Below are 16,534 nucleotides of genomic sequence, written 5' to 3'. Positions count from 1 at the left end.
CGCAACGTGACCGCCAGCGACGGCAACGCGGATTCATTTCACAATGCGCGCCGCAACCGGCCCCAGTACCGCCATCAGCAGCACGTAGGCCGCGGATAGCGACCCGAGCTTCGGCTCGAGCGCCACGCCCAATCCCGCAATCACGATTGAAAACTCTCCGCGCGAGACCAGCGTCAAGCCGGCGCGAAGCCTTAATCGCGTTTCGATTCCCGTGCCTCGCGTAGCCCAGTAGCCGGTCAGGATCTTTGTTCCCGCTGTTACAGCACCGAGAACCAGCGCCACCGGGAGCGCCGGCAGCAGGCTCTTCGGATCGATTTCCAGCCCGAAAAAGAAGAAGAAAATTGCCGCGAACAGATCGCGCAACGGCGTCACCATCCGATACGACCGCTCAGCCACAGGGCCAGACACCGCAATACCTACGAGAAACGCGCCGATTGCCGCCGACACCTGCAAGCTCTCCGCCCCCCCAGCCACAATCAGGATGGTCCCCAGCAACGTAAGCAGGAGTACCTCGTCAGAGGTGTGCGCCGCCAGTGCGCTCAACCGCTCGCCGTATCGGGTGGCGATGAACAGCACCAGCGCAACCGCCGTGGTGGCCACTGCGATTGAGAGGGCGATGTGCATCGCTCCGCCGCCCCCAATGAGCACGCCCACCAGCGGCAGATACACCGCCATGATCAGGTCCTCGAGAACCAGGATGGCAAGCACCCTCGGCGTTTCAGGAGCGTTGGTGAGCTTCAGCTCCGTCAGCACGCGGGAGATGATCCCCGATGAAGAGATCAGCGTCACACCGCCCAGCAAAACAGACGGCAAGATGCCCCATCCAAGCAGTAGTCCGGCGGCAAATCCCGGCGGAAAATTGAGCAGCAGGTCGATCACCCCGCCCTTCATTCCGCTCTTCAGGTTGTGCCGCAGCTCAGCACCGGAGTACTCCAGCCCAAGCATAAAGAGCAAAAGCAGAACGCCTATCTCGGCTCCGTCGCGAATGAACGCTTTGGACACGTCGAGAGGCGCCAACCCGCCCTTGCCGAAGGCCAGCCCTCCCAGCAGATAGAAGGAGATAGACGAAAATCCCCACCGGCTCGCCAGCCGCGCCAGAATAGCCAGCCCGATGATCGCTGCGCCCAACTGAAAGAACAGCAGAGACAGGTGGTTTGCGGGCAATCGAGCTCCTCCTGCGAAGGTCTGCTGCTGTCGTCAGTCTAGACTGACGCCTCGGGCCCGGCTCCGCTCAACGAAGGAAAGCGCTTGCGATCGCCCGCCGCTTGGTATTCCCAGCTCCGCATGAATGTCGAATACTAGATAAGGTGAGAACTCTCTCGCTCGAAGGGTCCCGCAGGCGTCCCGCTATCCCAGCTGAACGAGCGTGGCCTGCGGATTGACCGGCGGAATGGCCTCCATCGGATACCCAAGGCTCTTCCACGCCTGATAACCGCCGCGCAATGGACGAACCCGCTCAACACCAAGCTTGTGGAGCTTCATGGCAGTGTGCGCCGCCGTCTCTTCGTTGGGACACGTGCAGTAGAGGATCACGTCACGGTCACGCGGAATCTCCCCTATCCGATGAGTCAGATCGTCGGGAGCGATGCGCTGCGCTCCCGGCAGCACAAACGGATCGGTCAACTGCTCAACCGGATGCCTGAGGTCGACGATGTAAACCTCTTCGCCGTCCTGGATCTGGGAGTAGAGTTCCTCGGGTTCCAGGCGCGATTCCGCCATCTGGCGCAGCAGCACCCGCCGCCGCATCACTCGCGCGACGATGAACCCCGCGATGCCGATCACCAGCAGAGCTCCGGAGAACCGTCCTACCCAATCGAGCAAGCTGGGATCGCGCTTGAGGGCGTCGCCGAAAAGCCGGCCACCCCACAGCCAGGCGAGCAGCCACATCAAGGCCCCAAGTCCATCGAGGAGCACAAATTCCCCGTAGCTCATGCCCGCCTGCCCGGCAACTGGAGCGCTGAGCAGCGCGACACCCGGAATAAACTTGGCGATCAGGAGCGTGACCTTGCGGCGCCGGCCGAACTGGAGCTGTGTGCGACGCACGCACAAGGTCGGCTCCATCGACATCTTGCAAAGTAGGTTCAGGACGTGGTGGCCGTACCGCCGACCAATGAAAAACCAACTGCTGTCCGCGATCAGGCACGCAGCCAGACCCAACAGCAGCACCTCTGTCAGACTGAGCTGCCCCTGAGCGGACAAAGCGCCGGCTGCGAGCAATGCCGGAATTGTCGGCAGCGGCGCGCCAAGCTGCTCGATCAGCACCCACGCAAACAACAGCAGGTAACCGTATGTCAGAAGGATGTGCGTGGGAAGCGCCATGATCTCAGGGTACAGCAGCAAAGGATAAAGTAGCGTTTGCCCGGGTAAAGAGCAATGGGGAAGCCGTCTGCTTATGGGATGTGCGAAATAAAGATTGGGTGCAAACGAAAAGGCCGCCTTCGTGGCGGCCCTTCGTCGGAGAGAGAATCTGCCTACTGCTCGACGCCCTGAGTCGACTCCGCCGGAGTGGCCGAAGCCGTCGCCTGCACGGGCTTGTTGATGAAGTAATTGTGATCCCAGAGGTTGCGGTAGAACGCGCCGGTGAGTTCCGCGGCGCGCGGACCGAATGTGGGCCGGCCGCCCTCGAGGAAGAACACGGTCACAAGGCTGCCCTGTGGCGCCTCAGAGAACGAAGCAAACCAACCGAACCGGGTGCCGTTGTTGGAACAGGTGCCGGTCTTGCCGAACACCGGCAGCTCCGTGAAGCTGGCGCGCAGGCGGCGGGCGGTGCCGTATTCCACGGCTCCGGCCATGCCGTCCTGAAGCTCGGGCACGTACTTGGCGATGTCCAAGGTGCGCTTGACGTGCGGTTCGAACGCCGCAATGTCTGCGGCCGTGGTGGGATGCTGGAGGTAGTACAGGGTTCCGCCATTCGCGAGGGCCGCAACGTAGGCACCGAGCTGGAGCGGGGTCATGGAAACACCCTGCCCGAAGCTGCACATCTTTCCAACACCACCCTCGGCGGCCGGAATCGGATGGTCAGGATACTCGCCAAGCTGTTCGCCCTGGATATGCCAGCCGGCCAGTTCGCCCAGGCCGAACTCATTGGCATAGTGCTTCACGCGCTCGAAGCCGAGCTCACGTCCAAGCTCTTCAAAGTAGAGGTTGTTGCTCTTGGCAAGCGCCTGGGTCATGTTCATGCGGAAGCCCGGGAGCTGGACCATGGTGTCGCGGGTGACGAGGCCCTCGGAAAGAGCCGCCATAGCCACCGTGATCTTGATGGTGGAGCACGGTTCAGCGCCCGGCGAAAGCGCCAGCTTCTGGTTAACCATCGCCAGAATCCGACCATTCGAGGGATCGATGACCACGGCGGTCCCGTTCATGTCCCCCAGGGCGTCAATGGCGGCCTGACGCACGATCGGGTCTTCTCCGGTGGTGATGTCACCGGAGAACTGGTCGGCGCCGGCAAATGAACTGGCCGTAAACCGCTCACCATAATAATGACGGCGCCCGTGCAGGCTGGCGCGGCGAATGGTGGCAGCACCATTGCCTGCCTTGGCAGAGTGCCGGGTGCGGCGAGCTGTCGCAGTTTTGGGCGCAGCTTTCGCAGTGGCCTTGGGTGCGGCCTTCGCCGAATGGTGCACCGTTGCGTGCGCACTAGCGTGATGAGTCTTGTGGGTTTCCACCAAGTGCTGCGATCTGCTGTGGTGGATGGTGTGCGGCGCGTCAAGGCCGGCCGCTGAGGCAGCCCCGGTTCCCGCCAAGGCGAAGCTAAAAATCAATGCGCAGGACAATCTCATCCAGCCGGCATCCTCTCAACAAATGGATTCTTGTCGTGCGTCGCCTTGGGGGAGGCGCACTACCCTGGTACTGCGTTCCATCTGCGGGATCTAGCGCAATTCACCGCAAAAAGACTTCGATCCCTCTCATTTGAGCTTTCCGGCTGGTTGATCGTGCGCCGAAGGGCTCTGCCGCGGCAGGCTTGGTGGACCTGACAGGTTCAGCCAAGGGGCCGCAAAATCCAAAAACTCATCAGGCTGGAGGTTCTAACCCGAATATACAGCTAATCTCTCTCGACCCGATGAAATTCCTTGTGACGCAGAACACTTCAGCTTTGTAGTTGGACTCCGCTAACGTATTCCGCGCTGCCTGTGCCGGGATAAAATCCGCCGCTCTTCTGATTATGGAGCCGTGCTGCAGGATTCTCCAAGCCTGTGGTACCGGTTGCCGGGATAGTCAACCCGGCCCTGTTGCGTCGGCCATTCTGCCCGCCTGCGGTGCAATTCGGCGGGCGGTTTAAGAGCCGAAGATTCAGAATTCTCTCAGGTTACGCTGCGCTGCGCAGAATCCGTTCCATTCGTAACCAGACTCATTTAGAACTGCATGCGCCGCATGAATGCCGGCACATCCAGGTCCCGCTCCATCTCGTCGCGCTTCTCGGCATACAGCGCCGCCATGGGCTGTTCTGCCGGAGTCGCTGGACGAACCCCATTGCCGAGGTCGGTCGCATAGTCGCGCGGCAGGGGCTTGTAAGGCGGCTCCTCGCCAACCTCGGCGAAGCGTGGTCGGGCCGGCCCAAGCGGCGCGGTATCGGCAAAAAGCTCATCAAAGGCCTGCATCTCAAGCTCGACCTTGGACTGGGGCGCCTCCGTCGATCCATCGCGTACCGGAACCGGGGCGGGCTCCTCCATTTCGTCGATCTCACTCATAAACCTCGCCGGAGCCGGGGCGGGGGCAGGCGCCGCCTGAACGGAAACCGACTCGGGTTCGGGAGAGATCGCAACTGCCTCCGACTGCCGGACCGACGCGGGTGCATACGCCGCCTGCTGTACCTGAACCGTCGCCGGGGGGGCGGACATCATCGAAACGGGCTCAGGCTCGCGCATCCAGTTCTCGCTCGAAAGCACCGGAACCGACACCACCGGCGCTTCCTCCACCGTTAGCATCCGGGCGCGGCGCTCCGGCATCTGGTCGCGGAATCCGGTCGCGATGACCGTGATCTTGACCTCGTCGCCCATCTTTTCGTCAAGCACCGCGCCGAAGATGATGTTGGCGTCTTCGTGGGCCGCTTCCTGGATGAGCGACGACGCGGCGTTGACTTCCGACAGCCGCAACGCGCTGGAACCGGTGATGTTGATGAGGATGCCGCGCGCTCCATCGATCGCGCCAGCTTCGAGCAGCGGCGACGCCATGGCGGCCTGCGCCGCTTCGATCGCCCGGCTCTCGCCCGAGCGGACCGCCGTTCCCATCACCGCGTGTCCCATGCCGGCCATCGTTGTCTTTACGTCCGCAAAGTCGCGGTTGATGATTCCGGGAATCGTGATGATGTCGGAAATGCCCTGTACACCTTGGCGCAGAACGTCGTCGGCGATCCGGAACGACTCGAAGAAGCCCGCGTCCTTGGCCACGGCGAGCAGTCTCTCGTTCGGAATCACGATCATGGTGTCGACGGATTCAAGCAGCTCCTTCAGCCCGCGCTGGGCCTGCTGCAGGCGACGCTTGCCCTCGAAGCCGAACGGCTGGGTGATCACTGCCACAGTGAGAATGCCCATCTCGCTGGCGAGGGAGGCGATGACAGGCGCGGCTCCGGTGCCGGTGCCGCCGCCAAGCCCGGCGGTAACGAAGACCATGTCCGCGCCTTCAAGCGCCTCGATGATCTTTTCCGAGTCCTCCAGCGCGGCGCGGCGGCCCACGTCCGGGTTGGCGCCCGCGCCCAATCCGGCGGTAAGGCGAACGCCGAGCTGCAGTTTGACCGGGGCCTGGCAGGACTTGAGCGCCTGCACGTCTGTGTTGGCGGCAATAAACTCCACGCCTTCCATGCGTGCCTGGATCATGCGGTTTACGGCGTTTCCGCCGCCGCCGCCCACACCGATGACCTTGATCCGCGCGCCACGCGGCGTCTCATCGTGATACTGGATGCGCATTTCCCCGGATTGTGCTGACATTTCCATAAGACTCCCGGCCTCCTGCTGACTCTCTAAAAGCTCGCTGCAAAGATGGCGCGCAGTTTGGCGCGCAATCCGTTGTTCTCCGCGGCGCGGGTCACGCGCGTGCGGTGTGCATATAAAAGTGTGCCGATGGCCGTCGAGAAGCTCGGATGCGCCAGCTCGCCCGGCATGTTGGAGAGCCTTACCGGCATTCCCGTCCTGGCCGGTACGCGAAGCTGGCTCTCGGTAACATCCAGCATTCCCGGCAGCATGGCTCCGCCGCCGGTTAGAACACAGCCCGCGCCCAGCGCGTCAAGCACGCCTCCGTTGCGCAGGCTCTCTTTGACGAAATACATCAGCTCGCGGGCACGCGGTTCCAAAATCTCGGCCAGCAGGCGCAGCGAAAGCTTCTGCGGATTAGGATTGGCGATCTCAACCTCTGCGTTTTGCGGCACGGCCGTCACCACGCAGTGGCCGTATTGCCGTTTCAACTGTTCGGCGTTTCCGAGGGGCATCTGTAGTCCCACGGCGAGATCGTTCGTAAAGTGAGCGCCACCAATTGGCACCGAAGACGTATGCGCGACGGCGCCCTCGAAAAACACAACCAGGTCGCTGGAGTGAGCGCCGATATCGAGCAAGCAGACGCCTAATTCCCGCTCGTCGGCTGAGAGCGTAGCCTCAGCCGCAGCGACTGACTCGAGCACAGCCTCCGTGACTTCCAGCCCAGCGCGATTGGCACATGTCACGGTACTTTGCAGGGCGGAGCCCGAACAAGTGGCGATGTGCAGATCGACTTCGAGCCGCGCTGCCACCATCCCTACCGGATCGAAGACGCCGGGCTGATCGTCGACGATGAACTGGCGAGGCAGCAAATGAAGGATTTCGCGGTCCGGCGGGCGCTCCACAGCGCGGGCACGCTCCACGGCGGTGCGAACATCTTCGCGCGTAATCTCGCGCATACGGCTGCCCAGTTCGAATCCGCCATTCGTATTCAGGCCGCGAATATGCGGGCCGCCAACACCCACAACGCACTCGTCGATATTGGCGCGGGCCACGCGCTCGCAATGTTCGGTTGCCGCTTTGACAACGCGGGCGGCGGGACCGAGGTCAGCAATGAGTCCCTTGCGCATGCCGGCCGATTCCATTGCCGCATGCCCGCGATAGCGCAGCGCGCCCTCATTCAGGTCGGCCGCCAAGATGCGCGTATGCGCGCTGCCCACGTCGAGCACTACGATCAGATTGTCCTGGTTCTGGCTCATCGTGTGCTCATTGTCCCTGCCGGGTTACAGCGGTTGCATTCATTGCGTGCTGGTGATGCAGCAGTGCGGCCTTGTGTGCCGCCTGGCGTTTTTCCTTTTCCCGCTGCGCCGCAGTTTTGGGCGCTGGTTTGGCGTGATGCGGCTGGACCTTGTGCTCGGACTTGGCTGCGGCCTGCGTTTGCGCGGGCGCCTCGACATGGCGAGCCGAAGGCTTCGCGCTTGCCGTAGCCGTGGTCCCCTGCGAAGCCGCAACCGGCTTACCGTCCGCTGCACTCACAGTCGTTGGCGATGCGCCTGCTCCCGGCGACCGTTTCAGCACAACCTGGCTGTCATAACGCAGGTCCAGCGCCGTCAGGTCCGGATACTCCCTGCGCCACTCTGCAATGTGAGCCTTGTACCGCTGATATCTCTCCAGGAACTGCTCATCGCCGAAGTGCAGCAGCGTGGGATCGTCCTGCATGGTCACCCGCGCGTCTTCAGGATCAGTGAGATCGATCTCCGAGATCTGCCGTGAGATGTTCTGGCCGGTCGAGTCCAGGTCGGCAATCAGCCGTTGATACACCGCCATGCGCGTCTTACGCGCGGCCGCGGCATCGCGCGGATCGATGCCCGTAACCACCGGGAACGAGTAGTGGTGCTGCGTCATGCCCTCGGGCGACATGGTGAGCAGCACGCCGTCGGCGTCCACCAGCTCCACCTGCTGGCCCTCGCGCACGAACGCGATGGGCGTCCGCTCAACCACTGACACACGGATCCGGTCAGGCAGGATACGCATCACGGTGGCGCTCTTGATCCACGGAATCTGCTCAAGCTCCTTGCGGCGTTCGCTCAGGTGAATAAAGAAGATGTTCTTGCCAATGTCGGCGCCAAAGATGGGCAGGATATCGGCGCGCGAAACCTGGCTCATTCCTGCGGCCTGTATATTCTCGGTTCCCGCGATGCGGAATCTGCCGTCACGCTCGAGCGCGTTCTTGATCATGATCACGCCGGTCACAAGAGCACCGACTACCAGCACTGCTCCGCTGGCCAGCAGCACGCGGCCCAGTTTGGAGACCGGCTTATACCAGGGGCCGGAAGGCTTCTCGAACTGGCGCTTGCGGCGCGGAAGCTCTTCGTCGTCATCAGGATCCGCCATCTCGACCGGCATCCCAGGCAGGTTGCGGCCTGAAGGATTCCGGCCTGCCCGGGGCGAGACTTCCTGTACGCGCCGGAAGCGAGACTCCTCGGACGTCTGGTCCTCCCATGAGAGGTTGCCGATTTTGGGACTGCGTTGAGCCACGCCGTGAGCTGGTCGTGAGATTCGCCAGAGTCCACTATAGGGCGGGGAGAAGTGGATTACTTGGTGCAAAACAGGGGGGAACCCCATGCGTAAACGGCAAAAACCAGAGACAGGGAAAAGTGACCAGAAACACAGGATTTAGGGAAACATATAACGTGATCGCCTGGGCATGGACCCGCCGCGATTGCATTAAGCTGGCGGAATGAATCGCATTCTGGCTCTGATTGCCGCTACCCTGGTCGGAGTTTCCCTTCCCTGCCTTGCGCAATCGGAGCACGCCTACAAGTACTTCCGCGCTGGCAGCCCGGCGGATGCTACGACAACCCACCCGCGCGCAGGCTACGCACTGATGGGCGGCGGCACCGATCTGGATGAGGCCTTCCAGTGGCTCTGCAATCGCGCCGGCGGAGGCGACTTCCTCATACTTCGGGCCACGGGCGACGACGACTACAACCCCTACGTCCAGCAATTGTGCCCCAAACTGAACTCCGTAGCCACGCTGATCCTTCCCAATCGCGCAGCGGCCGAAGATCCCTTTGCCGCCTCAACCATCCGCGCCGCCGAAGCCATCTTCATCGCCGGAGGCGATCAAGCCAACTACATCAACTTCTGGATGAAGTCTCCTGTGCAGGATGCGCTCAACGACGACATCGCCCGCAGCATCCCGCTCGGCGGCACCAGCGCCGGCCTAGCCGTCATGGGCGAGTGGGCCTACTCCGCGCAAGGCGACAAGCCCGACGATCCGAACCTGAGCGGCAAGCTCGCCCTGAGCGACCCCCTCGGTTCGCGCATTACGCTGACCCAAAATTTCCTGCGGATTCCGATCCTGAACGGCATCATCACCGACACGCACTTCGTCCGGCGCGACCGCATGGGCCGCCTACTGGTGTTTCTGGCCCGACTCAACGCCACACCAGGCACCCCGGTTACGCGCGGCATCGGCATCGAAGAAAAGGCCGCAGTGCTGCTCGAACCGGACGGCTCAGCGAGCGTCATCGGCCGCGGCGGCGCCTACTTCATCGACACTCCGAAAGGAACCGGCATCGCAATGCCGTATCAGCCGCTGACGTGGCAACCATACGCGGTCCAGAAAGTTCCACCCGGACACACCTTCAACTTCAAGACTTGGACCGGCGAATCCACCGCCTACCAACTCAACGTAAAGAACGGCCAGATCACATCCATGCAGCACGGCGGCGTGATCTACTGACCGCGCCGCCGCCCCTACTCCCTATTCCCTATTCCCTGTTCTTCACCACTCCAACGTGTGCACCGAATCCGCCGGCACGTCCAGTTCCACGGCATTCCCGCCCATCACGAACTGCACCCGCTCCTGCGCCCCGCGATTCGCCACCACCAGCACATGCTTGCCATCCGGATTCACAAACCCGCTGTAGCTGACCTTCGCGCTCTGGGCATTGGGCGCGACGCCATTGGTTGCGAACACCTTCGCTCCGCGCTTGATGTGCTTTGAGTAGTGCGCGAATGCCCAGTACTGCCCGCTCTTCGTGACCTTGTGGCTGCCGCCCTTCTCCGTGCCGCCCTCAATGCTGATCGTCCCACCGCAGGAGAACGGCCCGATGTTCGGCTTCCCCTTTTCGTCCAGCGCCAGATTCCACGCCGTAATCGACCGCGCCCAGTTGTTGAGGATGCCGTTGAAGGTCTCCGACCAGGTCGCGAAATCGGTCAGATAGTCGGGCTGCGTATAATCCGGCCCGCCTTCGGTCCAGTACATGTTCTTTTTCGGGAACGCATCGTGCACGCGGCTCATGGCCGATGCCTCGCCCACGTATCCGTGCCACGCGATGCCATCGACAGCGTCATAAACACTCGGGTCGCTCAGTTCATCAATTGCGCGCCCCCACAGCGAGTAGTTGTGATCGAGAATCCAGACCTTGGTATCCAGCCCGGCCTTCTTGATCGCCGGCGCGAGGAACTTGCCTGCGAACTCCATCTCCTGCTCCTGGGCCCACAAGCAGGCGGGCATGCGGCCTTCCTGCTCGGCGTCGGTCTCGTTCTGCACCGTAACGGCATTGATGGTCAGGCCCTCGGCCTTGTAGCCCTCCAGGAACTTCACAAAGTACCGCGCATATGGATCGAAGCTCTGCTTGCGGATAGCGCCTCCCAGCATGCTCTTGTTGGGCTTCATCCAGTTCGGCGGGCTCCACGGCGATGAAAACAGGAACAGCTCCGGATTATGTTTGCGGCTCTCCCGCAGCACCGGCAGGTAGTACTCCTTGTCGTGGTCGATCGAGAACTTCTTTAGTTCCGGATCCGGCTCGTCACTCTCGTCAAAGCTGTAAAGCGTGCGCGCGTAATCGCTCGCGCCAATGCAGGTGCGGCAGACGTTCATCGCCATTTCGTCCGGCGAGAAGATGTCGTGCAGGATCGCGTCGCGATCCGCCTGCGAAAGCTGGCTGAGCACGTAGCAGGATGAGTCCGTCAGGGCCGTGCCGAAGCCGAGAATCTCCTGGCGTGTATCGGCGGTGTTGAGGACGACAGCCTGCGCGCTGACCTGCGAAACCGGCTTCCACGTCAGCGGATCGGCAGCAGTATGACGGCGGTCGCGGAAGGTGCTCCACACCTTGACGGTGGAAGATGGCTGGGCGAACAGGCGCGGGCGGCCCAGCGATAGAACGGCGGCCGAGGCAGAGGCGGTCTTAAGAAAACTGCGGCGGGAACGCGTGGACATGAGTACAGCTCCTTGCGAAACACGGATGGATTGCCGGAGGCATAATAGCTCCCGAGACCGCGCGCGGTAAAACGTTTGCGCAAAGGCGATTTGCCCCGTCTGCCAGACCAGCCGGGTGCGTACGCGCCTACCTGCTGGACCTCGGCAGCTTCGGCCACTCGTCCGATTCGGACCGCTCCATTTGATCTCGCAAGAAGGGTGCGCTTTACTCGGAATGTTGCATTGCTCCCTAGCCGGAGAACGAAAACGCCGAGGAGGGCAGAACCTTATGAGCACATCGTTTCGAATCCCTGAGGTGAATCAATTCCTGACCGCCCCTGACGAGGCCGCCCTTCGCCGGCTCGAAGCAGAACCGATGGAAGAGCCCACTCTCGAGGACGCGGAAGAAGAGGAATTCGCGGAACTGTGGACCTGGGACCGCGGAAACCAGGGCGCCTAGCCTTGCCGCTTGCGAACGGGCTTCGAGCGACAGAAGCTAGGAGCCCGCGCTCAGCTTCTCCACGATCTGCGGCGCCAGCTGGCTCACGCTGCCGGCGCCAAGCGTCATAATCAGGTCGCCATCCTCGGCGCGCGCCGTCACCGCCGCAATCGCAGCCGGAAAATCCGGCACGAATTGCACGCGCGGGCCTTCAATCCGGTGTGCCAGGCGCTCAGCCGTTACACCTTGAATCGGCTGCTCGCTCGCCGCATAGATGGGCAGCACAAACACCGTATCCGCATCCGTAAACGCACCAGAGAACTCGTCCATCAGGTCGGCGGTACGCGTATAGCGATGCGGCTGAAACACCACATGCACCTGCTTGTAGCCGCACTCCCGCGCCGCGGCCAGAGTCGCGCGAATCTCCGTGGGATGATGACCGTAGTCGTCCACCACCGCCACGCCGCGCCCGCTCCCGCGATGCTGGAAGCGCCGATCCACTCCACGAAAATTCCGCAACCCCTCGGCAATCTTGTCCGGCGTCACGCCAAGCTGATGGCCGATAGCCACGGCCGCCGTAGCATTCAGCACGTTGTGACGGCCCGGGACATGCAGCTCGAACGGCCCCAGTGTTCCCGTTGCCGTAAACACCTGGAATCGGGAGAACGAGCCGGGCTCAGCCGCCAGCGGTTCCAATCGATAGTCCGCCTCGCGCGTTACGCCATAGGTAAACACCCGCCGCTGCGCGCGCGGCAAAATCGCCGCTAGCTGCGGATTATCCAGACATGCGGTCACAGCGCCGTAGAACGGAACGCGATCCATGAACGCCAGAAACGCGCGCTCCACGTCTTCCATGTCGCCGTAGGTGTCCATGTGCTCGCGGTCGAGATTGGTCACCACGGCAAGAATGGGCGAGAGCTTCAGAAACGAGCGGTCACTTTCATCGGCTTCCGCTACCAGGTACTGAGTTGTGCCCAGGCGCGCGTTCGAGCCCAGCGCGTCGACACGGCCGCCAACCACTACCGTAGGGTCCAGCTGACCCGCGCTCAGCACGCTCGCCACCATTGAGGTCGTCGTTGTCTTGCCGTGCATGCCGGCAATGGCGATGCCGTATTTCAGGCGCATCAGCTCGGCCAGCATCTCCGCTCGCTGAATCACGGGAATCTTGCGAGCCCGCGCTTCCTGCACCTCGGGATTATCCGCGTGCACAGCCGAGCTCGTAACCACAACAGTCGCGTTGCCGACGTGGCCCGCCTCGTGGCCCTCATAAATGATGGCGCCCAGCGCGGCCAGCCGATCCGTCACCGGAGTCCGGCGCAGGTCGGAACCTGAAACCTTCATGTTCTGGTTGAGAAGGATCTCGGCGATGCCACTCATGCCGATTCCGCCGATTCCGATAAAGTGCGCGTGCTGAGATGTAGCGAACATGGGAGGTACGAAGACTCAGAGTAACAGTAGAGGGCGAGCCCGCAGCCTGTAGCCGGCAGCCAGTAGCTTCTCTGGCCACAAGCTCTGGGCTACTGGCTACAGGCTACGGGCCAAAAGGCTCGTCGTATGACCCTTGATTGTTCCAAAAGTTGCGCCTTTTATTTTCGTGCCAGCACCGCAACATCCTTTCAAAACCGCTGTTTAGGAGTGACATAACCGGCGGGCACTGAGGCAAGCAAGAGCCAAGCCTCAGGGAGCCCGGAGCCGGAAAGGGTTTCGCAAAAGAAGCGAGCGGGCCCACGGAGGAGGAGTCATGAAAAAGCTTGGCAAATGGATGTTGGGTGCTGCGATGGTGGCCGGAACCATGGGCCTGGGAACGACCGCAGCCCATGCGCAGGTCGGCTTCGGCGTATACGTCGGCGGCCCGACAGCCTACGTCCCTCCGTGCCCTGGCCCCGGATACGAATGGACAGCCGGCTACTACTCGGGCGGCTATTGGGTTCCCGGGCAGTGGGTTTATGCGGGCGCCCGCTACTATGACCGCGACGACTACCGCCGCGGGGGCTACTACTACCGCCACGACCGCGACTGGGATCGCCACCGCGACTGGGATCGAGATCGGGACCGCCACCGCGATTGGGACCACGACCGTGGCGAACACCGTGGATGGGATCGCGATGGGGACCATTTCCGCAGGTAAGCAGTAACTTTTCCCAGATCTGCGGAAGGGCGGCCTCTCCGAAACTGGAGAGGCCGTTTTGGCGCATAGGTACAAAACGACAGTTCCACGCGGCAGCGAGGGGGATTCACCATCTGGCATGGTGCACCGCAACTTTCACCGGAAGTTGTTGTCTTAATGAACTGGAAGCCGGGATGACTGGAAGGGTCGTCACTGGCAGGTGCTGAGCGGAAGCAGGGTTTCCGCACCGGGTCCTTCGAGGGTACGAATCATCAGGGCAGGGTGGCACAAGGAGGTGTTTATGCGGAGCTGGCGTCTTATCTTATTGGCTTCTCTTATTTTGGTGCCGCTGTCCATGACGGCGAACGCCCAGGTTTCAGTGGGCGTGGGTGTTGGAATCGGACCGGCGGTGGTGGCAGGACCTGTGGCTTACGGCCCGCCGGTATGCGATTGGGGCTACTACCCTTACTACCCGTATGCATGCGCGCCTTACGGCTATTACGGCCCGAGCTGGTTTACAGGCGGCGTATTCATCGGAGCTGGTCCTTGGTATCACTGGGGTTATGGACACGGCTATTGGGGTCACGGCGGCTACTGGGGGCATGACGGCCGCTGGGGTCACGGCGGCTGGGGTCCCTACCACGGCGCGGGATATGGCTATCGCGGTGGGCCGGGCTATCGCTTCCACGGCGGCGTCGGCGTAGCACATCCGTTTAACGGTGGCGGAGCCCGATTCGGCGGAGGCGGCTTCCATGGCGGAGGCGGCGGCTTCCACGGTGGCGGAGGCTTCCACGGCGGCGGAGGCTTCCACGGCGGTGGCGGTGGTTTCCACGGTGGCGGTGGTTTCCACGGTGGCGGCGGTCACCGATAGTCACCTGCTATTCACTGAGTAGTAACCGAGTTACCTGGGGAGAAGAAGGCCTGTCCGTTTCCGGCGGATGGGCCTTTTTCGTTTCGGCTCACCGGAATCGGCTACGGCCGCTTAGCCAGCTGGACAAGCTTGGCAGCGATCCGCTGCGCAGCATCTGGATGGGCCTGGGTTCGCGCCGCGGCAGACATCGCTGCCAGGCGTTCAGGATCACGCAGCAATCCGGTCAGCACCTCGAGCAGCTTCTTAGGCTCCGCCAAATCCGTCTCTTCAAGCATCGCCGCGGCTCCGGCTCGGACCATCTCCTCGGCATTGCGCTTCTGGTGGTCATCGGCAGCGGCGGCAAACGGAACCAGCAGCGAAGGCTTGCCGGCAGCGGCAAGCTCAGCGACCGTGGAAGCTCCGCTGCGGGCCAGAACGATATTGGCCCAGGCAAAGCGCGACGCCATGTCATCGAGAAATGGCTTGACGGACCAGAACAGGGGGTCAGCTCCGCTGGCGCGGTACATGGCTTCTGTCTCGGCCAGGAACCGTGGGCCGGACTGGTGCAGTACTGAGAGCCCCGGTACCGCCTGAAACAGCTCCGCCACGATTTTCGGCATGGTGTTATTGAACAACCGTGCACCCTGCGATCCACCGAAGATGAGAAGCCGCGGCGGCATTGGCGGCGGCGCTGGCAGCGAAAAGAACTCAGGCCGGACAGGGATCCCGGTCACTTCCGCATTGCGCAGGTAGCGCCCGGCCGCGGGAAAATTGACGGCCGCAGCTTTGACATGGCGGCCGATGAGCCGGTTCGCAAGTCCCGGCATCGCGTTGGGCTCGAGAGCCATCACCGGGGTGCCGTTTAGGAGAGCAGCTGCGGCCGCGGGACCTGAAGCGTATCCGCCCACGCTGAGCACAACGCCCGGTCGGAACTTCCAGAGCAGGCGGAAGCAAGAGACGGCCGCGAGCGGCAGGTCGAAGAGCGTGCGGATCTGCGTCTGAAGAGAAACGCGATTGAGCTGGCCTACCTTGATCAGCTCGAGCTTGAATCCGGCGTTTGGAACCAGGCGCGATTCGAGGCCACGCGGCGTTCCCACAAAGAGAACTTCCGCACCATGGCGTTCCTCCAGCTCGCGCGCAACTGCGAGAGCAGGAATGATGTGGCCGCCGGTTCCTCCGCCGGCGATGAGAACGCGGATCTGGGACAAGAGAGCAAGCCTTTCAAATTCGATCGTACCGGGGCACGTCACGGTTTGGCGAGTTGGGGCCGCCACAGTGCGGACGGATTGCCAGAAGAACTGCCTTTAAAGGCTCAACAACGATCTACAAACTGACACTAGACAGCTTTGTTTGTGAAAGCGTGTCTCTCTTTCGCCCGGCGCGCGCCCTTCTCACCGACCAGGTACAACAGATATCCGAGCACCACGAGGTTGATCGCCAGCAAACTTACACGCACCGGCGTCACGCGCCGAAACAGCTCATGAATCTCAAACGGCAGAAACGACGCGGTGATCAGGATCGTGAGTACTTCGCCCCACACCTTCTCGAGATAAAGCCCGATCCCCTCTGCGACGCACACTGCTCCATAACAGAACGCGCCAAAACCGATACGCTTGAGCATCGGATCGTCCAGCAGTTCGGCCCGCTCAAGCAGGAAGCTGACTACGCGTGATTCGGGGTTCCAGTGCAGAACTTCCACCAGCGCATGCCACGCGAAATCATCCACATCCTTGTGCAGAAGCCTCAGCGCGCCCACGCCCACCAGCACAAACAATAGTGCGCACAGAATCTTGTAGGCGGCAATCAGGATCAGGCCCGCGTGGTGGTTCGGCGATTTTTTGACGATCTGGGATGTTCCCGTCATGTTGGGCGGAACGGAGAATTCTGGATTGCACCGAACCCTTACGAATATCTTACGTGAGGCCGGCGAATCGAGTTCACCGCGCATTGTTGATCGCAACCAATCCCTGAGATTCGCGGGCAATCCACTTCGTCGCCGGCTGCGTTCTGGGTGTGTAGTCGA

General features: G+C 62.2%; 14 protein-coding genes. 4 read left to right on the top strand and 10 right to left on the bottom strand.

Annotated features, from left to right (window positions below):
- Positions 1-33: 33 nt before the first annotated feature.
- The 6 genes from MOP44_RS16290 to MOP44_RS16265 all read right to left on the bottom strand — a co-directional run bounded on the left by MOP44_RS16290 (position 34) and on the right by MOP44_RS16265 (position 8,444).
- Positions 34-1,164, bottom strand: coding sequence for a cation:proton antiporter (locus MOP44_RS16290; protein WP_260791221.1), 1,131 nt, complete (start codon positions 1,162-1,164; stop codon positions 34-36).
- A 183-nt stretch (positions 1,165-1,347) separates the two neighbouring features.
- Complete coding sequence (locus tag MOP44_RS16285; protein ID WP_260791219.1) at positions 1,348-2,319, bottom strand: VTT domain-containing protein; 972 nt, start codon at positions 2,317-2,319, stop codon at positions 1,348-1,350.
- Between the two features lie 152 nt (positions 2,320-2,471).
- Positions 2,472-3,779, bottom strand: a complete 1,308-nt coding sequence (locus MOP44_RS16280) for a penicillin-binding transpeptidase domain-containing protein (RefSeq protein WP_260791217.1) — start codon at positions 3,777-3,779, stop codon at positions 2,472-2,474.
- Positions 3,780-4,352: 573 nt separating this feature from the next.
- Positions 4,353-5,930: a cell division protein FtsZ gene (ftsZ, locus tag MOP44_RS16275; RefSeq protein ID WP_260791216.1), complete on the bottom strand. Its 1,578-nt coding sequence runs from the start codon at positions 5,928-5,930 to the stop codon at positions 4,353-4,355.
- 26 nt (positions 5,931-5,956) lie between these two features.
- The gene (ftsA, locus tag MOP44_RS16270) at positions 5,957-7,165 is read right to left on the bottom strand and encodes a cell division protein FtsA (RefSeq protein WP_260791215.1); all 1,209 of its coding nucleotides are present in this window, start codon (positions 7,163-7,165) and stop codon (positions 5,957-5,959) included.
- A gap of 7 nt (positions 7,166-7,172) precedes the next feature.
- Complete coding sequence (locus MOP44_RS16265) at positions 7,173-8,444, bottom strand: cell division protein FtsQ/DivIB (RefSeq protein WP_260791214.1); 1,272 nt, start codon at positions 8,442-8,444, stop codon at positions 7,173-7,175.
- A gap of 202 nt (positions 8,445-8,646) precedes the next feature.
- Between MOP44_RS16265 and MOP44_RS16260 the strand changes: the two genes are divergently transcribed.
- Positions 8,647-9,654 (top strand): cyanophycinase, encoded by a 1,008-nt coding sequence (locus MOP44_RS16260; RefSeq protein WP_260791213.1) that lies wholly within the window; start codon positions 8,647-8,649, stop codon positions 9,652-9,654.
- A gap of 42 nt (positions 9,655-9,696) precedes the next feature.
- On the opposite strand, the gene MOP44_RS16255 is transcribed toward MOP44_RS16260, so the two are convergent.
- On the bottom strand, positions 9,697-11,136 hold the full coding sequence (locus tag MOP44_RS16255) for a glycoside hydrolase family 30 protein (RefSeq protein WP_260791212.1): 1,440 nt from the start codon (positions 11,134-11,136) through the stop codon (positions 9,697-9,699).
- A 268-nt stretch (positions 11,137-11,404) separates the two neighbouring features.
- Here MOP44_RS16255 and MOP44_RS16250 point away from each other — a divergent pair, with 268 nt between their 5' ends.
- On the top strand, positions 11,405-11,575 hold the full coding sequence (locus tag MOP44_RS16250; protein ID WP_260791211.1) for a hypothetical protein: 171 nt from the start codon (positions 11,405-11,407) through the stop codon (positions 11,573-11,575).
- A gap of 36 nt (positions 11,576-11,611) precedes the next feature.
- On the opposite strand, the gene murC is transcribed toward MOP44_RS16250, so the two are convergent.
- Positions 11,612-12,982: a UDP-N-acetylmuramate--L-alanine ligase gene (murC, locus tag MOP44_RS16245; RefSeq protein WP_260791210.1), complete on the bottom strand. Its 1,371-nt coding sequence runs from the start codon at positions 12,980-12,982 to the stop codon at positions 11,612-11,614.
- A 313-nt stretch (positions 12,983-13,295) separates the two neighbouring features.
- Here murC and MOP44_RS16240 point away from each other — a divergent pair, with 313 nt between their 5' ends.
- Positions 13,296-13,682: a hypothetical protein gene (locus MOP44_RS16240; RefSeq protein ID WP_260791208.1), complete on the top strand. Its 387-nt coding sequence runs from the start codon at positions 13,296-13,298 to the stop codon at positions 13,680-13,682.
- Between the two features lie 280 nt (positions 13,683-13,962).
- Positions 13,963-14,532, top strand: coding sequence for a hypothetical protein (locus MOP44_RS16235; RefSeq protein ID WP_260791206.1), 570 nt, complete (start codon positions 13,963-13,965; stop codon positions 14,530-14,532).
- 101 nt (positions 14,533-14,633) lie between these two features.
- Here the strand turns inward: MOP44_RS16235 and murG are convergent, their stop codons facing one another.
- Both murG and MOP44_RS16225 read right to left on the bottom strand, forming a co-directional pair.
- Positions 14,634-15,719: an undecaprenyldiphospho-muramoylpentapeptide beta-N-acetylglucosaminyltransferase gene (gene murG, locus MOP44_RS16230; protein WP_313901012.1), complete on the bottom strand. Its 1,086-nt coding sequence runs from the start codon at positions 15,717-15,719 to the stop codon at positions 14,634-14,636.
- A 128-nt stretch (positions 15,720-15,847) separates the two neighbouring features.
- Positions 15,848-16,375 carry a DUF2127 domain-containing protein gene (locus MOP44_RS16225; RefSeq protein WP_260791204.1) on the bottom strand — a complete coding sequence of 176 codons (528 nt, stop codon included), beginning with the start codon at positions 16,373-16,375 and terminating at the stop codon, positions 15,848-15,850.
- Between the last annotated feature and the right edge of the window lie 159 nt (positions 16,376-16,534).

Origin of the sequence: Occallatibacter riparius (assembly GCF_025264625.1) — a bacterium.
In the GTDB taxonomy this organism is placed as follows: domain Bacteria; phylum Acidobacteriota; class Terriglobia; order Terriglobales; family Acidobacteriaceae; genus Telmatobacter; species Telmatobacter riparius.
The sequence above is the reverse complement of the archived record's forward strand: the minus strand, read 5'-3'. Positions and strand labels throughout refer to the sequence as shown.